Origin of the sequence: Synechocystis sp. PCC 7509 (genome assembly GCF_000332075.2) — a bacterium.
In the GTDB taxonomy this organism is placed as follows: Bacteria; Cyanobacteriota; Cyanobacteriia; order Cyanobacteriales; family Chroococcidiopsidaceae; genus Aliterella.
Map to the genome: position 1 here is coordinate 179908 of NZ_KI966369.1, position 26008 is coordinate 205915.

Annotated in this window: 23 protein-coding genes; 5 read left to right on the plus strand and 18 right to left on the minus strand. The window is 44.2% G+C overall.

Going from position 1 to position 26008, the window contains the following annotated elements:
• Positions 1–464: 464 nt before the first annotated feature.
• Genes SYN7509_RS27205 through SYN7509_RS0223835 form a run of 5 tightly spaced genes read right to left on the minus strand, consistent with a single transcriptional unit; the run spans position 465 to position 4733 of the window.
• Positions 465–830, minus strand: coding sequence for a hypothetical protein (locus tag SYN7509_RS27205; protein WP_009630549.1), 366 nt, complete (start codon positions 828–830; stop codon positions 465–467).
• A gap of 32 nt (positions 831–862) precedes the next feature.
• Positions 863–2200, minus strand: coding sequence for a hypothetical protein (locus SYN7509_RS27210; protein ID WP_009630550.1), 1338 nt, complete (start codon positions 2198–2200; stop codon positions 863–865).
• A gap of 60 nt (positions 2201–2260) precedes the next feature.
• Positions 2261–3028, minus strand: coding sequence for a DUF6262 family protein (locus SYN7509_RS27970; protein WP_009630551.1), 768 nt, complete (start codon positions 3026–3028; stop codon positions 2261–2263).
• Positions 3021–3980, minus strand: coding sequence for a tyrosine-type recombinase/integrase (locus SYN7509_RS27220; protein ID WP_071994221.1), 960 nt, complete (start codon positions 3978–3980; stop codon positions 3021–3023). The genes SYN7509_RS27970 and SYN7509_RS27220 overlap by 8 nt, the downstream gene beginning before the upstream one ends.
• 42 nt (positions 3981–4022) lie before the next feature.
• Positions 4023–4733, minus strand: a complete 711-nt coding sequence (locus SYN7509_RS0223835) for an IS6 family transposase (protein ID WP_028954484.1) — start codon at positions 4731–4733, stop codon at positions 4023–4025.
• A gap of 222 nt (positions 4734–4955) precedes the next feature.
• Here SYN7509_RS0223835 and SYN7509_RS0223840 point away from each other — a divergent pair, with 222 nt between their 5' ends.
• Genes SYN7509_RS0223840 through SYN7509_RS27225 form a run of 3 tightly spaced genes read left to right on the plus strand, consistent with a single transcriptional unit; the run spans position 4956 to position 5900 of the window.
• Entirely contained in the window at positions 4956–5177 is a 222-nt protein-coding gene (locus tag SYN7509_RS0223840) for a Nif11-like leader peptide family natural product precursor (RefSeq protein ID WP_009630872.1), read from the plus strand.
• Positions 5174–5302 carry a hypothetical protein gene (locus tag SYN7509_RS31520; protein ID WP_255327344.1) on the plus strand — a complete coding sequence of 43 codons (129 nt, stop codon included), beginning with the start codon at positions 5174–5176 and terminating at the stop codon, positions 5300–5302. Before SYN7509_RS0223840 ends, SYN7509_RS31520 begins: the two co-directional genes overlap by 4 nt.
• Positions 5289–5900 (plus strand): SpoIID/LytB domain-containing protein, encoded by a 612-nt coding sequence (locus SYN7509_RS27225; protein WP_009630873.1) that lies wholly within the window; start codon positions 5289–5291, stop codon positions 5898–5900. The genes SYN7509_RS31520 and SYN7509_RS27225 overlap by 14 nt, the downstream gene beginning before the upstream one ends.
• A 90-nt stretch (positions 5901–5990) precedes the next feature.
• Here the strand turns inward: SYN7509_RS27225 and SYN7509_RS27230 are convergent, their stop codons facing one another.
• From SYN7509_RS27230 to SYN7509_RS0223890, 8 genes are all read right to left on the minus strand, one after another.
• The gene (locus tag SYN7509_RS27230) at positions 5991–9782 is read right to left on the minus strand and encodes a GAF domain-containing protein (RefSeq protein WP_009630874.1); all 3792 of its coding nucleotides are present in this window, start codon (positions 9780–9782) and stop codon (positions 5991–5993) included.
• A gap of 195 nt (positions 9783–9977) precedes the next feature.
• A complete protein-coding gene (locus SYN7509_RS29460) occupies positions 9978–10160 on the minus strand; it encodes a helix-turn-helix domain-containing protein (RefSeq protein ID WP_009630875.1) in 183 nt (60 codons plus the stop codon).
• Positions 10161–10575: 415 nt separating this feature from the next.
• Entirely contained in the window at positions 10576–10947 is a 372-nt protein-coding gene (locus SYN7509_RS0223865) for a hypothetical protein (RefSeq protein ID WP_009630877.1), read from the minus strand.
• Between the two features lie 32 nt (positions 10948–10979).
• A complete protein-coding gene (locus SYN7509_RS0223870; RefSeq protein ID WP_148298185.1) occupies positions 10980–18560 on the minus strand; it encodes a DUF6908 domain-containing protein in 7581 nt (2526 codons plus the stop codon).
• 40 nt (positions 18561–18600) lie between these two features.
• Positions 18601–18801: a hypothetical protein gene (locus SYN7509_RS0223875; protein ID WP_148298186.1), complete on the minus strand. Its 201-nt coding sequence runs from the start codon at positions 18799–18801 to the stop codon at positions 18601–18603.
• Positions 18802–18968: 167 nt separating this feature from the next.
• Positions 18969–19394, minus strand: coding sequence for a putative toxin-antitoxin system toxin component, PIN family (locus tag SYN7509_RS0223880; protein WP_009630880.1), 426 nt, complete (start codon positions 19392–19394; stop codon positions 18969–18971).
• A complete protein-coding gene (locus SYN7509_RS0223885; RefSeq protein ID WP_009630881.1) occupies positions 19391–19612 on the minus strand; it encodes an AbrB/MazE/SpoVT family DNA-binding domain-containing protein in 222 nt (73 codons plus the stop codon). The genes SYN7509_RS0223880 and SYN7509_RS0223885 overlap by 4 nt, the downstream gene beginning before the upstream one ends.
• 138 nt (positions 19613–19750) lie before the next feature.
• Positions 19751–20026, minus strand: coding sequence for a hypothetical protein (locus SYN7509_RS0223890; protein ID WP_009630882.1), 276 nt, complete (start codon positions 20024–20026; stop codon positions 19751–19753).
• Positions 20027–20068: 42 nt separating this feature from the next.
• Here SYN7509_RS0223890 and SYN7509_RS0223895 point away from each other — a divergent pair, with 42 nt between their 5' ends.
• Both SYN7509_RS0223895 and SYN7509_RS0223900 read left to right on the plus strand, forming a co-directional pair.
• Positions 20069–20401 carry a type II toxin-antitoxin system PrlF family antitoxin gene (locus tag SYN7509_RS0223895; protein WP_009630883.1) on the plus strand — a complete coding sequence of 111 codons (333 nt, stop codon included), beginning with the start codon at positions 20069–20071 and terminating at the stop codon, positions 20399–20401.
• Positions 20402–20403: 2 nt separating this feature from the next.
• A complete protein-coding gene (locus SYN7509_RS0223900) occupies positions 20404–20901 on the plus strand; it encodes a type II toxin-antitoxin system YhaV family toxin (RefSeq protein WP_009630884.1) in 498 nt (165 codons plus the stop codon).
• A 283-nt stretch (positions 20902–21184) separates the two neighbouring features.
• Here the strand turns inward: SYN7509_RS0223900 and SYN7509_RS0223905 are convergent, their stop codons facing one another.
• From SYN7509_RS0223905 to SYN7509_RS0223925, 5 genes are all read right to left on the minus strand, one after another.
• Positions 21185–22207, minus strand: a complete 1023-nt coding sequence (locus SYN7509_RS0223905) for a hypothetical protein (protein WP_009630885.1) — start codon at positions 22205–22207, stop codon at positions 21185–21187.
• 174 nt (positions 22208–22381) lie between these two features.
• Positions 22382–23482, minus strand: coding sequence for a restriction endonuclease (locus SYN7509_RS29465; protein ID WP_051482691.1), 1101 nt, complete (start codon positions 23480–23482; stop codon positions 22382–22384).
• Positions 23479–24228: a hypothetical protein gene (locus SYN7509_RS0223915; RefSeq protein WP_009630887.1), complete on the minus strand. Its 750-nt coding sequence runs from the start codon at positions 24226–24228 to the stop codon at positions 23479–23481. Before SYN7509_RS0223915 ends, SYN7509_RS29465 begins: the two co-directional genes overlap by 4 nt.
• Before the next feature lie 66 nt (positions 24229–24294).
• Positions 24295–24756 (minus strand): hypothetical protein, encoded by a 462-nt coding sequence (locus SYN7509_RS0223920; RefSeq protein ID WP_009630888.1) that lies wholly within the window; start codon positions 24754–24756, stop codon positions 24295–24297.
• Between the two features lie 8 nt (positions 24757–24764).
• The gene (locus tag SYN7509_RS0223925) at positions 24765–25883 is read right to left on the minus strand and encodes a ParM/StbA family protein (protein ID WP_009630889.1); all 1119 of its coding nucleotides are present in this window, start codon (positions 25881–25883) and stop codon (positions 24765–24767) included.
• Positions 25884–26008 lie beyond the last annotated feature (125 nt).

Sequence of the window (26008 nt, forward strand, 5' to 3'; positions counted from 1 at the left end):
TTTTCTACACAGATTAGGTACTGGGGTTTTTTGTATAAACCCTCGAAAAGGGGGATTAAGGAATTTACTGACGAATGGTACTTCACCTTTCAACTAGCGCATAATCGATAAAAGCTATATGTGGTTTAGAGTACCACTATTCCTAGATGATCTGAGAATTGCATTTTGAGGCATTAAAAGAGACATAATTCAGGCGTGTCTTAGAAAGTATAGTTTCTGAGACACATTGGTGGGAAAAGCTCTGCTGATAAGCATTTGAAGGTAATAATGCCAAATATCGTTTTTGCTATTCCCCTTTTTCGAGGGGACATACAAAAAACCCCAGGAACAATTATCAAAAGCAATCGCCCTGGCTGAAGCTATGATTGCTCAACCTAATGAATACATCGTTCAACTTAACCACAACAGCTTGCATTGGCGAGGGAAGCTAGTTTCTTTAACCTCAGCGCGAGCAGACAACAATTTCACCCTCCCCTAACTACGCCCGTAATAGTTGCATCCAATAAATCTACATCCTTTGCTGGATAAACAGAGGCTTGAGTTCCCCTATACAACTGCTTCGGGGGGATTTGTCCGTATCGCTCTTTGTATGACTCATTTGCCCACATCTCAATTTTCATCCTTTGATTGGCACTAATTTCCAAACCTAAATGTTTGGCTCTTTGCTGGATAAACCAAAACTCAGGCTCTTTTTTGGCGATCGCTGTCTTCTTATTGCTGCGAGGTAATTGATTAGCGGCTTCTGTCCCTTCTAAAAATGCCACCTTCTCAGATAAAGCAGCCATTTTTGTTTGCAAAGGATCGAGGCGAGTTGCTAGATACTCATCCACGCGGGTGTGGTCAAAAGTAGTTGGTTAGAAATCTAACCGACAAGAGCGCAGGTGGCGGCTTGTTGAGTCCAAAAATCCTGCCACCAGTCGTTAGCCCGAATAATTCTCAAAGCCAGCATAGGATTTATTGTATCGGGATGCCATGTTGCTCCGGGAATTTTCAAACGCTTTTGGGGAATATAACGATGAGCGCTCTCAACTTCTCCTGAACCAATCGGGAAACCAAGAGAAATAAATTTTTCATAACTTACAGCATCAGAGAACCGTTGAAGATACTGTGATAAATTAACAATCCGCTTTATGCCTTGCCCCTGGTAGTTCCCTAGTTGCCAAAGGGCTAGATTAACTAAACCTAAATCGATTAGTTGTAGCTTGTCACTTACCCAAGAATGCCGCGCGCTTTCAGTTAGCCCTATAGCTTCTGCACCTGCATAGAGATGTTGTTTGAGGTGTGGACGATCTAAGATAAATGTCATGCGTGGAAATTGCTGTTGCAGTGCCTCACGTAATCCATTACCGCCATCAGCTACGGCAATTACTTGTGTTCGGACGGACATTCCTTGAACAATTGCTGCACTTACCAAATGTCTGACTACCTCTGGATATTTGCCCATTTGCGCTACATAAGTCCTGTTTTTCAACTCCTGAAGTGGGCGAGCTAGTCCTACTTTCACCTCACGCCAATCTATTTGTCGTTGGCACTTTGGCAATCGTCGCTTTGGCGTAAATTCAACTTTTTCAAGCACTACTTTTTTTCCTGTACGAACATGACTTCCATCTAGTTCCACTAATATTTGTGCTATCCCTGGTCTAGTTACGAGTGGCTGCAAATAGTCACACCCCGTCGCATCCAGTCGTTTTTCTACATATTCCTGTGCCAATAGCGCAGTTTTTTCCGCTTCTCGGCGCACCTTAGCTCTGTCCATAGTCCAGCCGTAGTGTTCTTGAAAACGTTTAGCAGCTTGCCCAAAAGATTCTTCTGCGCCAAAATCGGACATGGCTCGTTGGACTGCAATAGAAATGTCGCCATGCTCAATCCCCAGTTGCTCTTTGACTGGTCGTGAGCCACTACTCGTATTTTTATTCCGTAAGTAGGGAGATAGTATTTCGACCACTCCAAACAAAGATGAGTATTTAATTCGTTTAGCTCGGTGTATAGCTAAACCTTTCTTCTTAGCCTCAAGCGTTACTTGCTCACTTAATTGGGCTAACATTAACGATACCGTAAAAAATCCTAACCGCCGCAGTATCTTATTTACTTCACCATCGAGTTCATGGACTCTTTGTGCTAATTCTGGTTCTCGTTCCAACACTGCTTGGCATAAGGTATTGCTCATTTCAAAGATAAGGTCTGTATATCCAGATTTCATGGCGGTGTCGGTTGTCGTTTTCTAGTTCTTTTAATGACACTGCCATAAAAATAAGCGCTTTCACCTTGCTAACTGTCCACAATCCAGCTTTTGATTATTCCTACCAACTACTTTTGACCACACCCGAACCTCGCCATGCTCTAACGCCTCAGATAAAGCTTCTATAGCAAACAAAGCCATTTCCTCTGATGCACAAGATTTAATTGTTTTAGTCAGAGTTGTGTTGAGTTTAATTCCTATTTTTTCTAGCTTGGCTTTAATTTTGTCGCTAATTTCGTTGTGCTTTGACCTTTTCCTATCTAGGGATGTTACTTTTGAATCATTTGATGCTGAAATAGTGTCAACAACTTTGAAGTTGTGGCACTCCTGTAATTCCTGTGTTATTTTTTCCAGTTGCCGCTGTAACCTAGTATTTTCCTCTGCAACCATAGATAGCTCATATAACCTACCTTGAACTACTTCAATATGTTTCCTTAGCCCTTCAATTTCTAATCTCAGTCTTTTGTTTTCTTCTCTAAGATTATAAATTAATACAGCTTTTGACTTATCAGAAGCTGGTTGGTATTGCTGAGGTCGAGGAGATTTTTTTCTGACTTCTCGTTTTTGCTGTTCTCTTAAATGTTTAATTCTATCTTTTAGTTCCTCATACTTATACAAATAACTAACAGATACGCCAGCCTTGGCAGCAATACTTCTGAATGTTATCTCTTCCCCAGCCTTGGAGAGTGAAGATATTGCTTTCTCTGTCTTATTGATAGCTTCCTTTTTCTTTATTTCAGCGGCAGCCACTAATAGATCTGGATTTCCACCTGGATTACCTTTAGGCACTTTGCTCACCTCCTTGATCTAGTTGTTGCTCTGGGAATTTTTCGTTACCGTAAATCACACCTTTTTGCTCTAAACCTCTAATTATTTTTTTCAAGTTTTCAGCAATCGGTAGATTTTTTTCTACTTGTCGCTCCCAACCATTTTTTCTAGCATTTTCTATTAATTTTTCCGTTGCTTCTAATCGTTTTCTATGAGTTTCTATATCCTGCCTAGTAGTACGGAAAAATGAACAGTTTGAACAAGGATCATCCTGTGCTGGGCAACTTTTAGTAACAGGTAAGCCACAAAAACCATCGGCTAGCGTTTGAGCCTTCATATTCTTCTTAATCCACTGCATTTCCGCCGTATCTAAGTCTGGGTTTTCGGGGACAACTATTTCTCCTTTGTTATTAACGACTTTACCATCCCAAAATTTCTCCATTTCTGCTTTCATTGTCTGGTCATGGATATGAGCATATACAGAAGTCATTCCAGGTGATTCATGACCGAGACGTTTTTGTACAATGTATTGTGGGACTCCATTATTGATCAACTCTGTACCGTGAGTGTGACGAAATTGATGAAGTTGTCCCAAAGGAAATATTTCGCCAGCTTCATCCCTAATATTCATTTCATCAGCAAAACGATGAAGATAAGCTCTAACTGTACGGTCTTGTAATTTCTTTTCCCAAGCTTCAAAATGATTTAGCGGTAAGAGAGGCTGCTGACTATATTTGTGCTTGTTTTTATAATCTATAAAATCATTTCTATTTCTAGTATCACAAAATAAATATCGCCGCCCAATCCCCAAATTTTCAGTAATAAATTTTTGCTGCTTGTGTATTAATTCAGCTAATTCTTTAGAGATTATCAATGATATTTCTTTCTTCATTTTCCTTTGATAAACTCTTATCCAATAAGCTCCAGTAGTATCTTGACTTAAACAGTCATACCTTAAATGGTTGTGTTGCAAAAACTTAGTGAAGACAGAAAACCCCTGTGGCAGGAGTTGAAATTATGCAACTACCCCAAAGATTTGATAGATAAAGACAAGTCGCTCTTTGATGGCTCCCCTGGGAACACCAATAACTTGTCCTTTTCTAACCATGTTCAGAGTTTCATATCCCCGAATGGTTCTTCTTGCAGTGTTGAAGGAGCCAAATCCCATTCCTGGTTTGACTAATCGTTTTATCCCCCGATGGTCTTGCTCCACAATATTATTGAGATATTTAATCTGTCGTAATTTCACTACTTCGGGTAACTTATTGGCAGCTTTGAGTACGTTAATCGCTTTTGGATAAGCAGGGTTCTTATCCACAGTGATGACTCTTGGTACGGAAGTGTGAATTGCTTTCAATGTCTTACGCAAAAACCGTTTCGCCGCTTTCGCATCCCGCTTCGCTGTGAGGAGGAAGTCTAAGGTGTTCCCTGCCGAATCGACTGCTCGGTATAAATACTTCTGCTTGCCTTTGACCAAAATATAGGTTTCATCTACCCGCCATGAGTCATTAGTAAGCTTTAGATACGGTCTGACTCGTTTGTCCATTTCTGGACTATATTCTTGCACCCAACGGAAGACGGTGCTGTGATGTATATCTAATCCCCGCTCGTTCACCATCTCTGTTACTTGGCGATAGGAAAGCGGATAGCTTAGATACCACCGAACACAACGTAGGATGATTTCTGACTGATAATGCCGCCACTTGAAGGGGGATTTAGAATTCATTAGAGGCCGGTACAATGATTTTCTCTAGCGGAATTATTTCAGCCTACCATTTTTTGCAACACAACCGGCAATCGTGTATTTGAAGGAACAGTATGCAGTTGGGAATATAGAGGTTAAGATTTGGCAGTCATGAATATTCAGTTTTTGAGCATTTAAGATGGTCTATTATAAGTCTTATCAACAAGTTCGCAACACCAAAGAGCGAGAATAGGAGTTTCAAATATGGCTTTAGGTCAACTCGAAGCATTTTTGAGGAAAATGCAGTCTGAAACTGCACTTAAAAATGAGGTGCTTGCTTCATCAACAGCAGATGAAGTTGCACAAATAGCACTCAAGCTTGGTTTTGAATTTTCCGGTGATGAATTATTGAGAATCTCAGGTAAGAAAGTTGGCAGGGTTACTGTTCAAAAAAAGGATCTTCCTGGAGAGTATTGGGGAAATTGAGCGATCGCACAAAATATCAGCAGTATTGCGATAGCGCCAGCGCGCGAGCCGTGCTTCGCATCCTCAACAGAGGCAAGCATCACGGGCGGCAACGGTCAAGCTCTAGAGCAATTGCCGCCAGATGATGCAGTTCAAATATCTGCTAGTGGCTCAAACATCTTATTCCAAAAAGATTTGCTACCTTCGACCTTGTGGATTGAGCCAACAGACGGCGGGGCGTTATTCGTCGGCAATAGTTGGTACAGAGGCAAGTTGCTATTAATAGCTCAGGGTGACAAGCTACTTGCTATTAATTACGTGGATTTGGAAGAATATCTATTATCTGTAGTAAGCAGCGAAATGAGCGCCGCCGCGCCAATGGAGGCACTGAAAGCTCAAGCTGTAGCAGCCCGTTCTTATGCTTTGGTGCATACCTTTCGTCCAGCTAATGAACAATTTGACGTGACTTCCGGGGAAAGACACCAGGCATACAAAGGTATTGCTACCGAATACAACACGACTCACCAGGCAGTCAGAGAGACAGCCGGGGAAATCCTTAGTTCTCAGGGTGGGGTAGTCGAATCGCTTTGTGCGGCAACGCAGGAGATTGTTGATAGGGCGCACAAAGGAGCGGGTATGAGCCAGACTGGGGCTTATGCTTATGCAAACCAGGGGTATGATTATCGGCAGATTTTGGAGGTGTATTATTCTGGGGTGGCGATCGCAAGGCTGGAGGCAAAGTGAGAGTAAGTCTGTAGAGCCTATTTTTAAGTAGCTGCTAGAAAAAAGCTGTTCTCCTGCTGCTAACTGCGATTGCCTCTGCTGTTGCACTTATTACTTATCTCTAATCAAGTTAGAGATAGCTGCAAGTAGTTGGCTTGGCTCTACTGGTTTAGGTACGTGCAATTGAAAACCAGCCGCCTCAGCTTGCTGCCGATCCATCTCTCCAGCATAAGCAGTAAGTGCAATGGCTTGAATTTGGTTGCTTTGAAGCCTAGTTCTAATCTGACGCATGAGCATATAGCCGTCCATCTCTGGCATTCCGATATCGCTAATGATTAAATTGGGAATGAAGCACTCCATAACTTGTAGTGCCTCAATTCCCGAGGAAGCAACTGTAACAAGCGCGTTCTCTTGCTCTAGGATAAAGGAGAGTAATACCCGTGAGTCCGGTTCATCATCCACAACTAGGATCTTCATCCCACTCAAATCGAAGGCAGGTTCTAATGATTGTTTTAATGGCAGCATTGCAGAGGACTGGGGAGCCAAGGGAATAAGCACAGTAAAAGTAGCTCCTTGTCCCACACCTGCGCTCTCCACGGCAATTGTCCCGCCGTGCAGTTCAACAATTTGCCGGGCGATTGCAAGTCCTAGTCCTAACCCGCCAAACCTGCGAGTAATTGCGCCATCGGCTTGACGGAAATAGTTAAACACATAAGGTAAAAAGTCTGGCTCAATGCCTATTCCAGTATCTTTAATTTGAATTCGAGCAGCAACATCAATCGCATCAAGTAGAACTTCAATACGTCCTCCGGTAGGAGTGAATTTTACTGCATTAGTAAGCAAGTTCCATACTACCTGTTGCAGCCGATTGCAGTCACCTAAAATCTGACCTACATTGAGAGTCAACACAGTTTGAATCTCAATTGTTTTGGCTGCTGCCGCTAAACGGACTGTTTCTTGAGCAGCGACAATTGTAGCAGCGAGATCAATCGCACAAATGTTGAGAGTCAATTTACCTTGGAGAATACGGGAAACATCGAGCAAATCCTCAATTAATTGAGCTTGAAGTTTAGCATTACGCTCAATAGTTTCTAAAGCATACGCAATTTTTTCAGGCTTGAGCCTGCCCGTTCGCAGAAGTCCTATCCAGCCCAAAATGGGATTGAGCGGTGTTCGTAGCTCGTGGGAAAGTACAGCTAAAAACTCATCCTTGATCCGGTTTGCTGTTTCAGCATGACTGCGAGCGGTTTGTTCGGCTTTGTAAAGGTGAGTGCGGTAGATTGCTTGGGCGCACTGCTGCGCCAGGGATAAAAGGAAAGCCCGCTCCTCCTCTGCAAATAGTTGAGGTTCCGTGAAACCAAAGGATATGCCTCCCAATGCCCGACCTTCTACGATCAGGGGTAGAGAAATCCAGCAACCAAAGTTTTGTTGCTCGTACTTCTCAGCTAGGTGAGGATAACGAGCGGCTCGTTCTTCTGAAGACTCCGCCCACAATGGTTGCCCAGTTCGCACCACTTCTGCTAACGGCACTGGGGCATTGAGAGAAAATTTTTGCCAGCCATTAAGTTGGTTGATTTCACAACCAATAGCCTGGACGATTTCTAGTTCATTACTGGTTTCATTGAGCAACGCAACGAGCGCAAAGCTAGCATCCAAAGCTGCAATGCCTTGCTCAACAATAACTTGGGAAACTTGAGTTGGAGTCAGCGATCCAGACAGAGCCGCAGTTACAGATTGAAGACGGGCAACCCTTGCGGATGCCTGCTCTGCGGCTTGTTGCGCTTGCTGGGCTTGTTGATAGAGACGGGCATTATCGATAGCAATTGCAGCACGATGGGCAACAGCCTCTGCCAAGGCTAAATCAACTCTGCTGTAATGACGATTTGATTCAGCCGTCACCAACGTAATTGCCCCCAAAATCTGTCCACGAGCAATCAAAGGCGAGATAATATAAGATTGCAAACCTAGTTCGCGCAGAATTTGCAGATGTTCAGCATCCTGAGCAAATGCCGTGAGTGCTACATCTGAAATTTCTGTCACAATTTCTGTTTGTCCTGTGCGTAGAACTTTCGATAGTCCCTCAGCGTCATCAAGTTGTTGGGGATAGCGTTTGTGGAGTTCCCAACCTAACTTCACCTTTTCAGGATCTCGGTGAGTTACGGCAACTCGATGGATGAGTTGGTTTGCCTCTAAAAGATCGACTGCACACCAGTCGGCAAGGAACGGCACTACCAAGTTAGCCACACTTGCTAAGGTGCGTTCGTATTCCAGTGAAGATGCTAGCACCGTCGTAACTTCCACTAAAAACGTAGCACGCTGCTGGTCAACTTCTGCTTCTAAACGAGCGGCTTGCTCTCGAATCAACTTAACACGTTCGGCTTCGGCCTGTTTACGTTCAGTAATGTCATGCATGACGACCACTGCGCCTTGCTTTTTGCCCTGGATATTGATAATTGCCTGTCCGCTAGCTAATAGCGTCCGCGCCGTTCCCTGCTTGGGTACAATCACCATCTCAACATCGTCAACTACCTGCTCCTGTAACGCGCGAAACAATGGAATCTGCGCTTTAGGCATTGGTGTTTTTCCATCTGGCAGATACAGATTATAGTGTTCAGCCCATTGCTCTGGCGGCAACAGTTGCTCTGGTAAGCCATGAAATTTGCGTGCTGCTGGATTAAATAACGTCAAAAATCCTTCGGCATTACAGGCGACAATGCCTGCTTGCACGTTATCTAGCAATACTTTGAGAAATTCCTGTTCTTGGTCAAGGGCTACCTCGGCTTGCTGCCGCTCTGTAATTTCTAGATGGAGTAACTCATTAGCCTCAGATAATTCAACCGTCCGTTGCTTTACCAACTGCTCTAAATCACTCTGTACCTGTTGCCTCAGTAACTCCATTTGCTGCCGCTCCAATTCAGTAGCGATCCTCTGGGCAAACAGCGTGAGCAGAGATTCTGCAAGCTGTATGTTCTCTAGAGGAGCTTGACCCATTACGCCCAGCAATCCTAATGCAGTTCCTCTAGAGTCGAAAAAGGGAATTGCTACATAGCTCTCTACGTTCAAAGGTAGTAATAGTGGCGCACCGGGGAACAGAGCTTGAACCCCACTAGGATAGCAACACATTTTCCGTTGCCTAATTACTTCTTGGCAGGGAGTATCTTGCAGCAAATATTCAAAGTTGTCAATGATTTGACCTTGAGCGCAAGCAGCAAGGGTTTTTAAAGCTTCCGGGTTATCTCCCTTTAATAAAGCAATGTACGTATAGTCTATGCCCAAAGTTTTTGCCAAATGTTGCACTAGCATCAAAAAAAATGCTTCGCCAGTAGTTGCTGAAACACCTTGGCTGACCGTTAACAATGCCGCATCAATCTGAGCAATTTTTCGCGCCGCTAATCTTAGCTCTAGTTCATCGATAACCATCGCCGCTAGGTCTGCTAGGGTTGCTTGCTGTTGGTCACTCAAGGAATCGCGCGGCTTGCTATCTAGCAAACACAATGTCCCTAAATTAAATCCATCTGAGGTTAGTAACGGCGCACCTGCATAGAAGCGTACTCCTGGTTCGCCTTGCACAAATTGATTGCCAGCGAAGCGAACATCTTGCCGAGTATCAGGAACTACCAGTACCTCATCAGATAATACAGCAAAGCTGCAAATACTCGCCTTCCTCGGCACTTCGTCCTGGTCGAATCCATAGCAAGATTTGAACCAGGCTCTAGATTTGTCTAACAGCGAAACTAAGACAATTGGCATCTCAAACAGCCGTGCTGCCAATGAAGTAATCCGATCAAAAGCTGCTTCAGGAGGAGTATCGAGAATATTGTATCGACGTAGAGCCGCCAAACGTTCAATTTCGTTGCTAGGTACTGGGGCTGGGTTTGTCATCGCTTCAAGCGGGTTAGTCATGAGGTTTGGTCAAACACATTCTATTGCTCTGTTACTAACACCAAGGTCTTGCAAACTTGTCTTTAACTACCCTTAATCACTTTGTACTGACGCTTGTGGCTCTTTTGCCGAGAAGTATTTTGCTTGTATTGCCTTACTGCGTTCGCTCAATATTTTATCTGGTGATTCTCCTAGCTGCTTGAGTAAGGTATCGATTTACTTAAGTGCTAAGGGAGAAGGTGTAGCGCGTCCTTTCTCCCAACGATTAATCGTCGGAAACGTGACTCCCAGTTGAGCGGCAAACTTCTCCTGCGTCAGTTTTAGTGTTTGCCGTAGTTCTCGGATTAACTGACTAACTACTGGCTGTTCGATACCCACATATTCTTGGTGAAAGGGCATACTAATCAGAGTTTATAAAGTGCTTTAGATTCTATCACTTCTGCTCAGTTTAATCCAGAGTCCATTCACCTCTAGCTGGATATGTAGTATACAAACACAAAGCTTTTCAACTGTCATCAATTGCCAATGACATCGTACTTCAAATTGTATTAAGCTACCTACTATTTAGACGTGTTTTGATTATTGGCTCCGGCTGACTCAATTTACTTTCTTGGCGTTGCTGATTCCATAATGAAATTTGATAGATGTGAAACTTGAACCCCCAGTTCTTGCGTAAACACCTATCTGAAAATCATCATAGTTTCAGCAACGCCACGTTGAGTTGTTTTTGGTCAACTTCAGGTAGCTCTCGGTCTGTTTGTCTTAGTAACCACTGTGCGTCTAATTTTTGGGGAAACAGACGCATTGACTTAACTTAAGATCGCAACTCTGTAGTAGAGGTAGCAATGACTAAAGTACAACCAAGCCCAGAACGAAAGATGGCAAAATGTTTTACTAAACCAAAAATACTTGCTGTTCTAGATTGTTGTGGGCGATCAACATTAACTTGAATTGACTTGACAATTGACTGTTCCAGTGCAGATAAACCTTCAATCTCGGCTAAAATATCTTGATTAAAAATAGATTCGGGAGTGCGCCCAGAGACAAATACGCCGGAACAAAATTGTTTAGCTTGATAAGCCGTGCCAATATTTAAGACTCGCCATAAAGTATAACCAAAATAGCCCGCAACACCCAGGCTAATTAATCCCAAACTCAATAATATATACTTGAAGTTTACTTTCATCTTCTGGAATAATTGGTGGGAATCTTTTTACTTCACGCTGATAATCCAGCCTGCCGCGCACTGGATGTTTGGCTACGCGCAAGTTCCTGTCGTTCTACTTTGGCAATGCTAGTCAGCCGCTCTTGCAACTGCGGCGACTTCAAGCCTTGGGCAAGACTCCGCATCTCCATAGTTTGGGGAGATTTATCCCATAAAGAGTAAGCCATTTCTTGCTTATTCCACTGACCTAGTTGATGGTCTTTTTGCTGTTTGTGCGCGATCGCATTATCTAACTTATTTGCCGTCTGTTCAACCTGGGCGACAGCTAAATCGTACTTACCATTCCAACTACGGAAAGGACTTTTTTGCATAGCTTCAACAGTTGCTAACTGTTCGGCTTGCTGATGACCCAAAGCGTTGATATGCTCGGTAATTTTCTTGACCTCAGACTCAACTTTTTGTCGGTCAGCTAGGGCTGGAGGGGTAGGCGGCGGAGAATTTAAGTATTTGGTAATGTTTTGGTTAAGAGCAAGCAAATCTCTATCCCCCAAATTACCTAGTTGCTCCACTACCATTAATTGCTTGTAGTAAGCCTGAAAATCTGCTTGCATGACTGTTACGGCTTTATCCGTCAGAGGTGTTCCTTGCTTAAACTCGCTGCCAATTTCCGAAATGCGGTCAAGATGTTTTTGGGACTTGTTTAACTCTCTGGCGGCTTTATACCAATCTCGCAGCGTGTTTAGCGACGGGCTAGTTGATTGGATAGTAGCCAGCATTTCGTCAGTGCGCTTATCAACGCGCTCAACTACTTGCTGGAAAAGCTGCATTGGGTCTACTGTCTCTGTCTTATTCGTAGCCGTCTCCGTAGAAGGAACGGTAGAGGTTAAGCCGTCGTTTGAAGATTCTTTGTTTATCGGCGGCGCTTCTACCTGCGGAGCGACAACAGTTTCTTTAACGCTTTGTACGGGTTCACTTACTGGACTTACAGTCAAAGTCGGTTCTCTTTCTGCTTTAGCTGGACTTTGAGGTACAGGTTTAGATTCGGCGGCAGTAGAGCGACCCAACCCAAGATCAAACAAGTTCAACTGAACCCCTTGAGGTGCTTCAGTTTGAACTTGAGACTTGGCAGAAGACTTACCCAAAGATGGTCTAGTTTTAGCCGATTCTTTAGCTGCTACTTGTGGAAGCTGTAAAGATGGCTCTGCAACTTTTTGTACTGAAGGATTACTGACTTCGGTGGCGACGGCAGGTGCTTTCTCTAAGGGCTGCTCGTTAGATTTAACGGTAACGGCGGGTAATTGCTCTATCTGCTGGGGAGCTTCTGTTTGCTTTGGAGTCTCCACCTCTATTAAGGGTTGTTCTTGCCCTGGTGCTATTTGCTCTGGATTTTTTACCTCTACTGAGGCTTGCTCCTGTGCCAGTGCTGACTGCTGTTTGGCTTGAAAAGCTGATAGCGCAGCTTTGCCAAATCCTTGCTCTAGAAGGTTGTGAGAGAATATTTGACCAAAAGAGCGATCGCTTCTTGTGCGGTACTCTCCACCCGTTAACGGATTTTGACTAGCAGTTTGTGTAAGAGTTAATTGTCCTTGGCTAGAAACATTAAAAACCATTTCCGCATCGAGAAATAAATCCCCATAATTATCCGTAAGGTAATGGGTTAAGTACAGTTCTTTTCCATGTCGTTCAATTGATAGAGGGGTATAAGGAGCGTTTTCAACTTTGAGGTAAAAGTCTTCACCCTTGAGAATTTCTGCGGCTAACCCTGATTGATAAAGTAGCTTGGCAATGTTTTTTTCAGCAGCCCCGTTTTGCTGATTAGCTTCAAGTACCTGCTTGGTTAGTCCAACAGGCTCTAACGTTTGGGACGCGATAGCTGTTGGTGTAGGTGCTGCCAAAGTTTTGCTAGCATTGGCGATCGCCTTTGTAGTAGATAAAGTGCGATGGCTGCGCCCGCCGTACTCGGCATCGCTATTAAGCATACCGTTATTGCTCAAAGATTCTTCGCCAAGTTTTGTAGAAGCTTCTACAAAACTTGGCGAACTATCAATTTGAGGGGTGCTAGCAGTTACCGAAGTTTGTTGCAGATCGCTCACAGCTACACGCGGAACAGTACGAGTAACAGGTATGCGTAGGGCATCAGGATTAATTTCGCTGCAAGGTTCCCAGCCTGGTAGTACCTGCCCCATCATTACTCTAGCAACATCTTTGTGACTGGCTGCCCCTAAACCCCATTTACCGCAAAGGTAGTCCAATGCTACATCAACTCTATCGGCACTGACACTAGCGACCATGAAACTCCGTGACTTGGTATTGTTGCCTTCACGCACCGATTCGGTTTTCGAGACAAAATCGCCAACCAGTTCGCGTAAGCCTTCATCTTTGAAATAGATACCGCCTTGGGCTGTCGCTTTAGCAGTTTTGATGACTATGCCCTTGGGATTTGTGCGCCTGATATCGGCAATAACTGTCAAATTTTCATCTGGGGTCTGTGCTATTCCTAAACGCTCAGTCGAATCAAACAGAAATTGCTTGACTTGCTTTGCGTTCTCCAGCATCACAGGTGCAAGATTCATGTCTACAGCAGGGTCGAACCCACGTCGCAGCAGATAAACAGGGTGAACTTGCCCTTTTTCGTCCGTAACTTGAGCAAACTTGCCTGTGAGTTCGCTGGCTAAAACTTGACCGCTAACTAAATACCGCTTTTCCTTAGTTTCAGTTTGCCGTTGGTCAAATAGTTCGTAGACTGAGCTTTCTTGCTTGATATTTAGAAAGCTCGGAGCAGTTTCTACTCTTTCGAGAGCTTGCTTTCCCCCTTTTACTAAGCTATCGAGCCTAACTGATAGATTTCTCGTCCCATCAACAACCAACAACTTCAGCTTCCAATTACCAGGGGCAGAGGGATTATTTGCTCGATTTTTCTGTTCTACTGCTGCTACCACTCCATACAGATAGTTTTTAGTTTCCTTGTCCATCAATCGTACAGGTTGCCCTACAGGAAATTGCCCGACTAATACACTAACTTCTTCTAGTATCCCTTTGAGGTTTCGCTGCTCTTTGGCTAGCTGAAACTCCTTACCATTTAGATCGAGCTTGGCTTTGCTCAATTGCGTTTTGAGCTTATCGATTTTCGGTTGCTGCTGTGCTAACTGAGCGGTCAGCTTTTCCAGTAGCTCGGTGTTGCCGAACTTGGCAGCAGCTTCTTGTTGCTGTTGCAAGCCAGTATAGTTTTCTGTTGCAACGTCAAGCTTTTGTTGGTATTTATCTATTCTCCCTGAAGAAGCCGCAACTTCTGCTTCTTTGACTGCTTTGGCAACCTGCATATATTGCTCAGTTGCGGCGCGTAATTCTCTCACCGTATCTTGAGCTACCTGTTGCCCAGTCTCTCTTACCTGGGACAAGGCGTAGTCGTCAGGCAAAGAAACAGGTTCAAACCCCAATTCCTGCCTTACAGCATTAACAACTTGCTCTGTAGTGTTGGGTTTAGCGCCAGTTTTCGCCAAAACCTCTACTAAATAAGCGGGCTTGGTAAAGGGACTGTCTATTTCAGAATCGCCAGGACTGAGAACAAGCCGCGCTTTTGGCTCTGCCTGTAAGTCGAGCTTTTGCGCCTCTAGCTCGTTTTCGCCCAGAGCAATTTTTTGTGCCAAAAACTCCTTATATTCTGACGATAAAGTGTCATACAACCATGCCTGTCTAGCTAGCGATGGATAGGGTTGTTCCTCTGTTGGTGGTTCGTTACTGGTTAGCAATATTGCGCGACCAGTAACTTTTTGAATTGCTTGAGGATCTTTGAGTTCTTCGCCAGTACCGAGCGGATAATCTAGAGCAGCGTGTAAATTTTCGTCCTGCTCCATCAACTTCTGAGCCACTTCATTACCGTAGTTATTGATGAAATCCGGCACTTCAATTAATCCAAAATTAGAAGAGCGGTTGCCTGTAGTGTTCGCCTTCAAGTGGGACATCTTTTTCATCAAGATTGCTACTGCTCTTTCCTCAGTAGGCAAGTCCTGTCCAACTACAAGTTTGAATGCTGGCAGCCCAAAAGTACCAGGATATTGCCCCCACTGAGGTAAACCATGCTCGTCCAAGCTGTCGGGCGCGTGGCGACTGGGGTCAACCTGTCCGCTACGGTGACTCCGCCCGATGGATTGCTCCACTTGGTTAACATCCAGGTGCGGTTGTACAAGATACATCACCCGTTGTCTTTGGTCGGCGACTGTCCGCGACGCATGGAGAGAATACCCTGTGGTGGAGTTGGTAATAATTGCATCCAATCTACCGTTTTGAAAGTCGTCCATCACCTGTTTCTTTTGGGCAGTACCGTGTTCCCGCGTCTGGTAGGTAACAATTCCAGATGCTAGTGCCTCGGCTGATTCGTACTTGAGGATGTTACTACGCCCTGTAATCTCGCCTATCGAATGCCCTGCATCAACAAGTTTCTGCTTGATGTAGTCAATAGGCGAAATGGGCAACTGTGTCCAATCCGCCTCGGCGATCGCAGCTTCGGCGCGGTTAAAAGCGGCAACTCCTGCCGATCCCAACTCTGCGTCAGTGAAGCGGTGAGAGCGCGTTTTATTTTTTCCAGTCAGTTCATCTAAATAAGCCTCAGTAATTTTGACTGTACGTGCCTTCTCCAAGTAACGGGTAAATAGCTGTCCCGCATTAATATTAATATCATCCCCTACTTGAATCAGCCGCATTGGGCGATCTGGAAACTCGGCATTATGCACCTGGGCTAGTTCATTGTGGCTATCCACAAAATCTTTAACCGTCGATTCCATTGTTTTGAACAGCATCAAAATTGGCTTTCGTCCCTGTTCAATGTCCAAAATCGCTGCATTTGCCGTTTCTTCTGCTTTTAAGCCCAAAGAAGTCACTGCTGCTAAGTTATGCAAGACGCTAGTAAAAATTGTGCTACTAGCACCAGCCTCTCCTAGTGCTGGATTTGTGGCTTTCGTCGCTTCCCCTGCATCGGCATAATCAGCCCTAATACCTGCAACTACTTTTTCTTTGAGCGAGTCGAACTGCCAAATTAGATTAAGAATCTTGGAGTTGTTCTCAGCAGTCTCTAGGCTGACAGGAACTTTGGTAATGCCGAATTCTACTCCCTCATACGACTTCTCGCAACGGATACAGCCACCGCTCTCTGCCCACATTGCAAATACCTGTTGCTGCAACGGTACGCCACCAGATTTGAGGTGGTCTGTAAAACTATCTTGGCTTGGGGCGGCAAGTCTTAGGTCGGTGGTTTCGTAGAACAAACGCGATGCAACAATTGGATCTTTAATTGCTGTAGCACTAGAGGCTACAAAACCTGGAGTTTGAGTAACTAATTCCTGAAAAAAGTCGCTACACGAAGGAACTACTCGATCTGTATTCCGCTCTGGGCGCTTTTCGGCTGCGGCTCCTCCGGCTTTGTGACTTTCATCCAAGATCAAAAAACTGCGCTGTGCGATCGCGCTTAGTAGTTGTCGTCGCCCTACGCTAGTTGGACCTGTTAACTGCCCGTAAGTAGTGAAAATGCAATCATGCTCCCCAATATTACCAGATTGGGCGTACTGCCTTATTCTTTCTCCCTGGCTTTGAGGAGTGTTAATTTCTCCTATTTTCCTGCCATCATTAGAACGCAGTGTTAAGTGAAAGTCATTATTAGTAATTAAGGGGTTAAAGCTATTGCCAGTATCTACAGCGTCTCGCGCTAAAATATCAGCGTACAGAACTGAATCAGCCGTGACGATTACCGGAGTCATCCCTTGCTGCTGTGCGTACCTTGCCAAACCACAAGCAATCCTAGTTTTGCCAATTCCCGTATCATGACCAATCAGGGTAGCTTTGTTTTCAAACTCATGGTTGTAGATTGACAAAGCCAAGGAATCTATCTGTTCGGCAGCATAATGACTATACAAAGACTCTAAAGATGGCTCGTTCAGTCGAGTTCTTACATACTCGTCAATACTGGTTCCCGTAAATGCCTCAATTTTGTTAAAGGCTTTCTCTAATCCTTTAAGTGAGGCAGCCGGAGCTAGTGTTGAAAGAGAAACTGCTTTACTTCTCGGTCTATAAGCAACTCGCTCTTCAATACTTTCATCAACTACTCCAGCATCCGCAACAAGTGCTTGCACAGGTTCAGCCATAGTTTCTAATCCTGAAAATAATGTGGGTTCGCGTCCATATTCATAAACATCAGCCAGTCGATTAGGTTCATGTCCTCTAGGTAATTGGTTCCTGTTTCTAGCATCGGATAGGGGCTGACGGGAAACTGTTGCGTCAGGCTCCCTCGTTGCAACTCCTGGTAATTCATCACCAGGTATGAAGCCATCTGATGAGGACTCTGCTGGCGATTGATACTGTTCATGTACATCGGTAAATACTGGTTGATTTCCTGCGCTACCCAGTCCTTGGCTTCCAATTCCTCGTATGCTTCGTAAGTCATCTTCCATTCGACCATTTGCTCGATTAACCACTCTACTCTGCGCGTCAGGAGAAGCAAGTATTCTTCTGGGGACTCTATCTGCTCTAACTGTTGTGGCACTAATACTGTTGTCCAAACAAGTGGTGGCGCTTTCCCTGTATTCGTAGGGAATGTTGGTGTCCAACGACGACCTGGCATAAACTGTTGGTAAGGTAATCTCAGTATCTCTACTCGACTTAACTGACTGCTGTTGGCGGGTTGTTGCATAAATCAATACCTCTTTTAGCTCGTTATAGCTGGAATAAACACGGGGCGGCTCAACGCCAGGTAACTTAAGCTCAGTTTCCCCTCTCCCCTCAATCACAATCACATCAATGGGAAAAGTTGTACCCTGTTTGCGGTACAAGTCCCCAGCTAAAGAAAAATGATCTGTAACCTTGTAACCCGCATCCTTGTACAGCCAGCGATAAAATCCCCTGGTTAGTTGGGTATTATATCGCTCAGTGCGCGACTCATCATTACCCATCTTCCCACCTAAGATGAGAACGGCTCTACCATCGGCTTTCATCAAATCCAAAGCTGAAAGTGCGATCGCATGATCTAACTGGCTGGTTATTAGCCGTCCGCGCTGAAATATTCGAGTTTGCCCTTGAGCATCCTTCAGAGAGCCGAAAGGTGGATTAGTGACAATCCTGTCTACAGCCTCAGTAGCGGGGACAAAACTACTGGCATCTTTCTGGGTTACTGTAAATCCTTGCGCCCTCAATGCCGCCGCGCGATCTCTGTTTAATTCATTAACTATTGCTTTATTGGGATCGGCAAGCAGTAGCAGCGCCCCATTGCCTGCGGTGGGTTCGTAAACTGTTGTCTCCTCGTTAATCTGGGCTAACTTCCCCGCGAGGAAAGCAATGGGAACGGGTGTACTGTAGGCTTGCTGGAGAATACTTGTGCTGGTACGAGTGTTTAATGCTGGTTGGCGATCATATAAATCTAGGCATTGCTCCCAAGTTTGGACGGAATCACTAGAGCGCTGCACTAATTGTCGCGCCGCTAGGATTAATCCTTGCTCTACCGATTCATCTACGATTTTTGCTGCCGGAGTTCCTGGCTCAATCTTTCGGTTTAACACCGATTGAGCCAGCTTTCGGGCGGAAGTAATTGAGGCAAAGTTATCGCCATTGGTAAATCCGTTGGCAAAAGCTGTTACTAATTGCTGGTGCAAAAATACCACCTCAAATCAATTAAGTTGGCAATGGATTCGACTATGTGGGCAGACGGTTGACTAAAACCTTGGAAGTGGCGTTAGAAATGGCATAAACTAATTCTCCATCCCATTTCATCTCCATCAAATCCGGTTGATGACCAGGGGGAAATAATATTTCATGACATTTGTCACCGTCTTCTATCCGTAGCACTTCAACGCCGTCAAAAAACATTTGGACGGTTCTCGGTTGGCTATTCACAAGTGATATTAGTAGTTGAGCGAACGCAAGCAGTAACTTGCGGTTAGCTGGATCTTTGCACTCTGCAAAAGAGTAAGTCAACCTGAGTTTACTTTTTGCAACAATCGTTTCTTACTCAATTATGTTGAAAAGGAATATTACAGTTGGAAGCACAAACAAGATTAGAACTATTGATTATCAACTATTCTCCAAAAGTCTTCAATAGTCACAATAGGACAAAAGAAATCATTTTTCAGACATAATAAATCCCGATCACCTGTAACTAGATAATCAGCATGACCTACAAGCGCCAGTATTAAAAAAGGCTCGTCAAACCGATCTCGACACTCAGGAATTACAGGTAAATTATCAGGCAACGGCACAGTATCACAAAATGGTAAATAATCTGATAGTAAATCCTCTTGCTCGGTTTTCGTAAGTTTAAACTTTGGATAGGCAAGAACTCGAATCAACTCCGTAATAGTCACCTTAGAAACCAAAGGAGTCAAACGATTTTCCTGCCATGAAAACCGTAATTTTCCTACGTTGCCACCAAATACTAAAGCTGACACTACCAAATTGGTATCTATTACAACTCGCACTTGAGCGGTCATGGCTGACGCGCCCAAGCTACCGCATCGGCAATATCCTGTTCGCTTAGGTCTAAAGCTGCAAGTTTAGCCCTAACTCCATCTGCACGTTGAATCTTTACAGGCGTAAGAATAATTTGTCCGTCTTCTACTCTCACCTCAAAGTATTCAGCATTGCCAATCTCGCGGGTAATACTCTTAGGTAAGGTAAGCTGGTTTTTTGCAGTCAACTTAGCAAGCATTGCTAATCTCCTATTGTTGAAAATGCGAATGTAAGATTTCCTTACTTCAGTATATCCTTACTATGATGCTAAACGAAAGCACATGACTATCCCTATTCTTATCTGCTAAACAACTAAGAAGGAATATTGGATTAGGTTTCAATTCCCCCAAGCAACCCACTCTAACCCTGCCTTCAGCGCAGTATTAGGGGTGTGGTAGATTTTGCGCTCTCCAAAGACCGCCCCGCCAGTGCTAATCAACCGGAACTGCCAGCAGTGGGCTTGGGTGTAGAAGACTATTAAGGTTGTACCGTCAATTCCGATCACCTGATGGATTGTGGTTTTGCTCATGGCGATCGCCCTATCCACATAATTATCTTGGTAATAATTGTATCTCCAAGTAACGTAGCTGTTGACGAGACAATGCAATTGCATTACCTTAGAAGGAGAATTTAATTTATAGGCTTAAAGGTCGCTATGGCTGAAACACTAGCCTCATGCTCAGAGTCTACTCTTACTGACCGGTATCAGACTACTATCCCTGACCCCGTTCGCAAGGTGTTGGGTTTAAACAAGCGCGATAAAATTCAATATACTATCCAGCCTAATGGACAAGTAGTAATATCTCGCGCTGATAATACAGAGAGTGACCCAATCCTGGGGCAGTTTCTCAGTTTTCTGGCACAGGATATAGAAAGAAATCCTCAGCACATCAGAGCGATCAGCGAGGATTTAGTGAATCGAGTTCAGTCTTTAGTTGCCGGAATCGAAATTGACCTGGATGCGCCACTTGTAGATGAGGATGAATAAAGTTGTCTGACACTCAACCGTTAGTAATCAACGGATGGAACATATTTGCTCATTCTTTATTTCTCAACCAATTTGAAGAACTTTTGAACAGAGTGACACAATTACGTCAGCAGTATCCTGAAAATTACCAACAGAAAAACGCTACAAAACGTCTAGCTGCCATAGCCAAACTAGCATTTGAGGTTATCCCTACTGACCCAACCCGCAGTGATTATCGTCAAGGTTCTACGCTGGGTGATGAATATAAGCACTGGTTTAGGGCTAAGTTTTTTCAACAATACCGACTATTTTTTCGATATCATCTGGAAAGCAAAATAATTGTTTTTGCCTGGGTTAACGATGAGGACTCTAAACAAGCTTACGACAGTAAGACAGACGCTTATCAAGTATTCAGGAAAATGCTTGATAATGGCAATCCTTCAGATAACTGGGATGACTTACTCAAAGAGGCAGAAGGTGAAATTACTCGCTTAGAGAAAGCAGTTAACGCAGAAGTTTAAGTAGCCCAAATACGAGCATTGATACAGATTCAAACTTATCATTTCTATCAGCTACCTTCTGGGGAAGCAGAAATTGTTACCTCAACAATCCTCGACCGCCGCCATAACATAAAATCAATCAGTTCCTAAGCATCGAGCAAAGTTATTTAATACTTTTGTAGTAATTGCGAACATAACCCTTCGCCTCTGTGTGTAAATAGATATCTCTCTGACAAGCTGAGGCTAATGCCGAGAATTTAACCAAAATACTTCTCCAAAGCCAGATGTGTTGATAAATTAGAATTTATGGTCTAGAGGCATTGTCATAAAGTAGTTGTGCTGTTTGCTCAATCACCATTCGGTTTTGCCAGTAACCTGTGTGTGCATCTCCTGGGTTGTCACCTGTGTCTACTTGGTACTCTTTAATTGCATTCGCAGCATTGTAAAGTCTGCGCGTACCGAAACCGAGCAGATCGTCAATATCATAAAAGAGTTGCCATTGTATTTGGTTAGAGTTATCAATCCCAATATCTTTGGCATCAATTAACTCCCCCTTAGCTAACCGATCGACAAGCTTCTGTGTCCGCATCATAAACAAGGGAAGCTGAGAAGCTGTACTGGTAAGCGAACCAAGCTTAAGCTGTCCATTTTGACGTTTCTGCCGCCAAGTTTTAAATCGTTCTTTGTCTTCCTCGCTTGCCTGTTTGTAGAAACCAGGCTCATGATTAGGTGCAAACAGCCCGTAGAGAAAATCGTGGGTAAGCGTAACTCCTAAACTTTGTCCAATCAAGTGAATGCGAACGTCTTGTTCTTGTTCATATTGAGCTAGTTTTTTCAGCACTTGATGATAGACAGTTTGACGGACATAGCACTCTCCTTGCTCTGAGGTGTAGTAAATTACGTCACCTAAGCCACGAGTAACAATTGACTCTCGTAAGCCAACGACTAATGCCCGAACCATTGGAGTTAACAGTGGTATATCAGCACCACGCCCACTGAACAGAGATAGCGTCACATTATTATCATTAGGAGCTTTAACTAAGTTATCGTATGCAATCCTTTGATTAACAAAGTTTTGAGCGCGGGTCAAGCGCTGATCTTCTCTTAGTTGCTCTACGGATGGTAAAGAAGGTTGAGGTAGTTCATGTCCCCATTCAACGCCAATAAAGCTTTGAGGAAACAAGTTTGGCAGATCAGGTTGCTCTTGACAGAGATTTGCCCAGAACTCGTTGTAACCCCAAAATTTACCTTGACTGTCAAAGGGAGAATGTGGTTCTGGTTCAGGAGACATTCCGTGAATCATTACGAGAACATTGATGGGAGGCATTATCTCTCCTTCAGTGTAGACTTTAATTTGTTAGCACAAGTTATCTCAGTTTCACTAGCATACACAAGTTTCTTCTAGTGTTTTATAAGTAGTAACAAATCAATACTGAAGAACTAAATTATTGGTAACAAATCAAAACACAGAGACTAAGTTAACGCTCTCAAATTACTAAGGTCAATTATTCAATCTACCCAAAATCTTCAACCTCTGACCTAGAACAAAATCAACCAACTTTTGACCACTGAGCAAACTTACCTGATACTCCCGCAGTAATTCTTTAGACTTTTCTCCGGTTCTCCCAGTATGAATAAAGAATCCTCCATGCACTTTCTCTCTCTGAAGAACTTGGTCGAAGTCCTGGATATCCTTGGCTTTAATGTAGCCCCGATAGCGCTTTGCCTGAATTAAATAAAGCTTTCCAGCAATTGTAACTCGCCCGTCTATCCCGCCATCATTACTATACTTAAAGTTGCGCTCAATCTTCCAACCCCTCTCGTGACAACAGGTCAGCAGCAGTTCTTCAAAAGCATAGGGGTTCATCTTACGTAGAATACCGAGTGCCTTGGGCAATTGAACTTCACCTGAACGCAGTTGTTCCAGTACAATGTCGGCTTGTCGAATATATTGCTGATGCTTGTAACTGGGAAGCCGAACCCTGGTTGAGACTGAAGAGCAAACTAAATCGATCGCCTTGCGGGGTTGAACAGCGACAAGAGGTGACTTGTCGGATGCTCTTTGCTGCCTAATTTCTGGCGGCGCAGAAAGGCTTCGCCTTTGCAGTCGTCTTCGTCGTCGATACTTCCAACCAGAAATCAAACTGCCAACGAATGCGATCGCCCAAACTATTAAAACCAGGCAGCCAAGTCCAAGCAGAAAAGCAAAAATCTCCATTGCTACCTCTTTGTCAACTTTTGCCCACAACACCTGCGGCATTAACCTAGTCTCCACCGCCAGCACCCGCAGATTGTGGCAGACACCTTTGGGCTTGGGACAAACAACCGCCGTCGGCATTCCCATAAATGCAATCGCACAATAGAAAATTACCAATGGAGTCCAAACCAAATAGTAGAACGTAGTCCGATTGGATGCCCGATGCAAAGTGCCAAACGTCCACTTTAGCCACATTTGCCACCGCTCCATTCGTGCTTTGTCTAGACGTTGGTTGTGCGCGATCGCTTTGGCGCGTTCCCGCAACTTATAGTTATTCAACTCAATTAGCTGCCTATCTGTGGTGGAAATAACCGTAATGCGCTGTTGGATACACTCATCAATCAACCAGGCAAACGCTTCTGATTCGGGCTGCTGCTTGGGTTCAACAGCCCCAGTGAGTTTCCCGAAGAAGTCGCTAGTACGCTCTTAGATGCAGTGCGAATTTCTGCTTCTAGTTGCCCAGAATCCACATACTGGCGTAATCTCTGAGCCGTCATCTGCCAGAACAATGCTTTGATTTCCTCCAGTTGCTCAACTGCCATTTGGGGCAATGCTGCACGGATTTCTTCTGCTTGGTTAAAAGCAGGTTGACTGAGTAATTGTCTGACTTCATCAAGCAAAATACTGTGAGCGTTAGACTTGTTCTGCCACACAATCCCAAAATGTGCTGCTACTTCCTCATAGGTTTTGCCCTGTTGTTTAATTAATGTGCAGGCTTCAACAAAGCGATCGCATTCTTGGGAATCATACTGCTCTTTATCCGGTAAATCGCAGGCTGACAAGATTTTCCCTGCTTCAATTAAAGTAATTCTCGTCCCAGCCTGTTCGCTTGCTAAAGTCAATAGTTCAGATATTTCTAATTCGTTGGTATCCGGTTGGATATCTCCAGTTTGCTTAAGTTTGTCCTGCTTACGAAACTGTGCTGCTGCCTGCTTGTATGTTTTGCCTTGCTCAATTAGCGCACGACATTCACGAAAGCGATCGGCTTCATCTTCCATGTATTCTTCTTTTTGCTCTAGAGAGCAAGCTTTGAGTGTTTCGGCAATATCAACAGATGATAATTCGCCAAATAGTTCGTGTTTTTGGTACATGATTAGTTCCTTGTGTTGGTAAATCTAACAGGGATGTCACTATTATCGACATAGCTCTGCTTTTAATCAGGGATGTTTATTAGAGCTTGACTTGAGTGGATTAAACCACCCTTCACTTTCAGTTGCGGCTCCTTGTGATTCTATGCTGTTGCCATTAAGATTCTGGTCGGGAACGCTCCCAGCTACAGCATTTTCTAATGGCGTTCCTGACCGCGAAGCGTCAACAACTTTTGGCGCTAGTGATGCTATCTCTTCTAGTACCACTTCTTCTCCCAACATTTGTTGCAGGTATTGCACATGAAGTTTGAGGCGGTAAATAGAATTTTGGATTGTTCGCTTAAAACTTTCCGGCGATCGCATCTCCTTATCTTGACAAGCTAGTGGTAGCCAGTAAGTTGTTAGCGCAATTATTGCCATGTCTTTAGAAGGATAAGGTGTTTGTTTGGAGTTGAGGTAATTTATGATAATTGCTTCTGGACTATCCGACTCAACTCTCAGGCGCAGACGAAACTCAAAATCTGATGACATAATTTGCCCTACCTAACTACCGATGGCGAAGATGCTACAGAACTTTGCAAGTATCTTGATAGACCGTAAACATCTGTCAGACGCAAGCACATCGCATCTTTGTTCGCTCCTAAGTTAAAAGCAAGCCTGACATCCTCTTCTAATTCTGCCGCCCATGATACTTGGGTATAGCTAAAAAAGCTTTTTAGTTCGCTACCTAGATATTCCGCCGTCCCACCGCCAATTATCACCGAGTCAGTTGTCTCCGGAATCATGCTACTGAGCCAGTCAGACACTCGACTCCAATACTCCTTCCTTGCCATTGCCACGGATTCTGTGATTTGAGCTACTTCGTCCATGCGAAAGTCTGCTTTCTTACTTCTGGCTAATGGTTTGAAATACTTTGGTTTGACTGTTGCCCCTGACTGGTGGATTGCCTCCAGCATTGCTTGCGTATCTTTCTGTCCTGATGTTAGACGTTTCACTCTTTCTATCATCCATGACAATCCCAAGTTTTCTGTCGCTCCTGATGATAGTCCACGCTCGAACAACACTACAGAAATATCTCGATATCCAAACATCACTAGCGCTATCACCATTGAGTTGAAGTCTGCCCCCAGTTTTTTACTGCGCGATAGCACTAGCCCACCACCTTCTGGCATACATTCAAAGCATCCCAGCTTCACCGTCATCTGTTTGCCGCGAAAGTGAAAGTCAGACAATGCTGAAGTTAATGCCTTCTCTAACCTTTCTCTGTCTTCCCACTCCCCGTAAGGTAACAGCAAAGCTAATCCTAACCTGAACTGTGTTCCTAATCCTTCCCGTTCTGCGATCGCTCCCACTGCTGCTAACACTTTAGGAATAGCATTCTCGTACTTTAAATCTGATAACTTGACACTAGCTTGAAAATGCTTCTTTGCTAGAAACCCCACCGCGTAATACTCATCTTTAAACTGTACCCATGCTTCATTTTCTGGACTTGGACTATTAATCCTGCCTGACTCGTAAGATTGTATTGACTCGCGGGTGACTCCTAGTAACTCCGGTTCCATACAAAACAACTCAGCCTGAAATGAAATCTCACCTAAAATGCGGTAGATCATCTTCGTCAATGATGACCCTGGATCTATAGTCAGTAGTAAATCCACTTTAGAAACCTCTAAGGGCGAACTTTTGGTTTACAGCAGTTCTCAGTTGGGTGAAACATAGCAACAGCAATGGGTGAACCAGCCAATAATGTCTTGGAGTGTCACCGCAGCGAGAGCATCGGTAA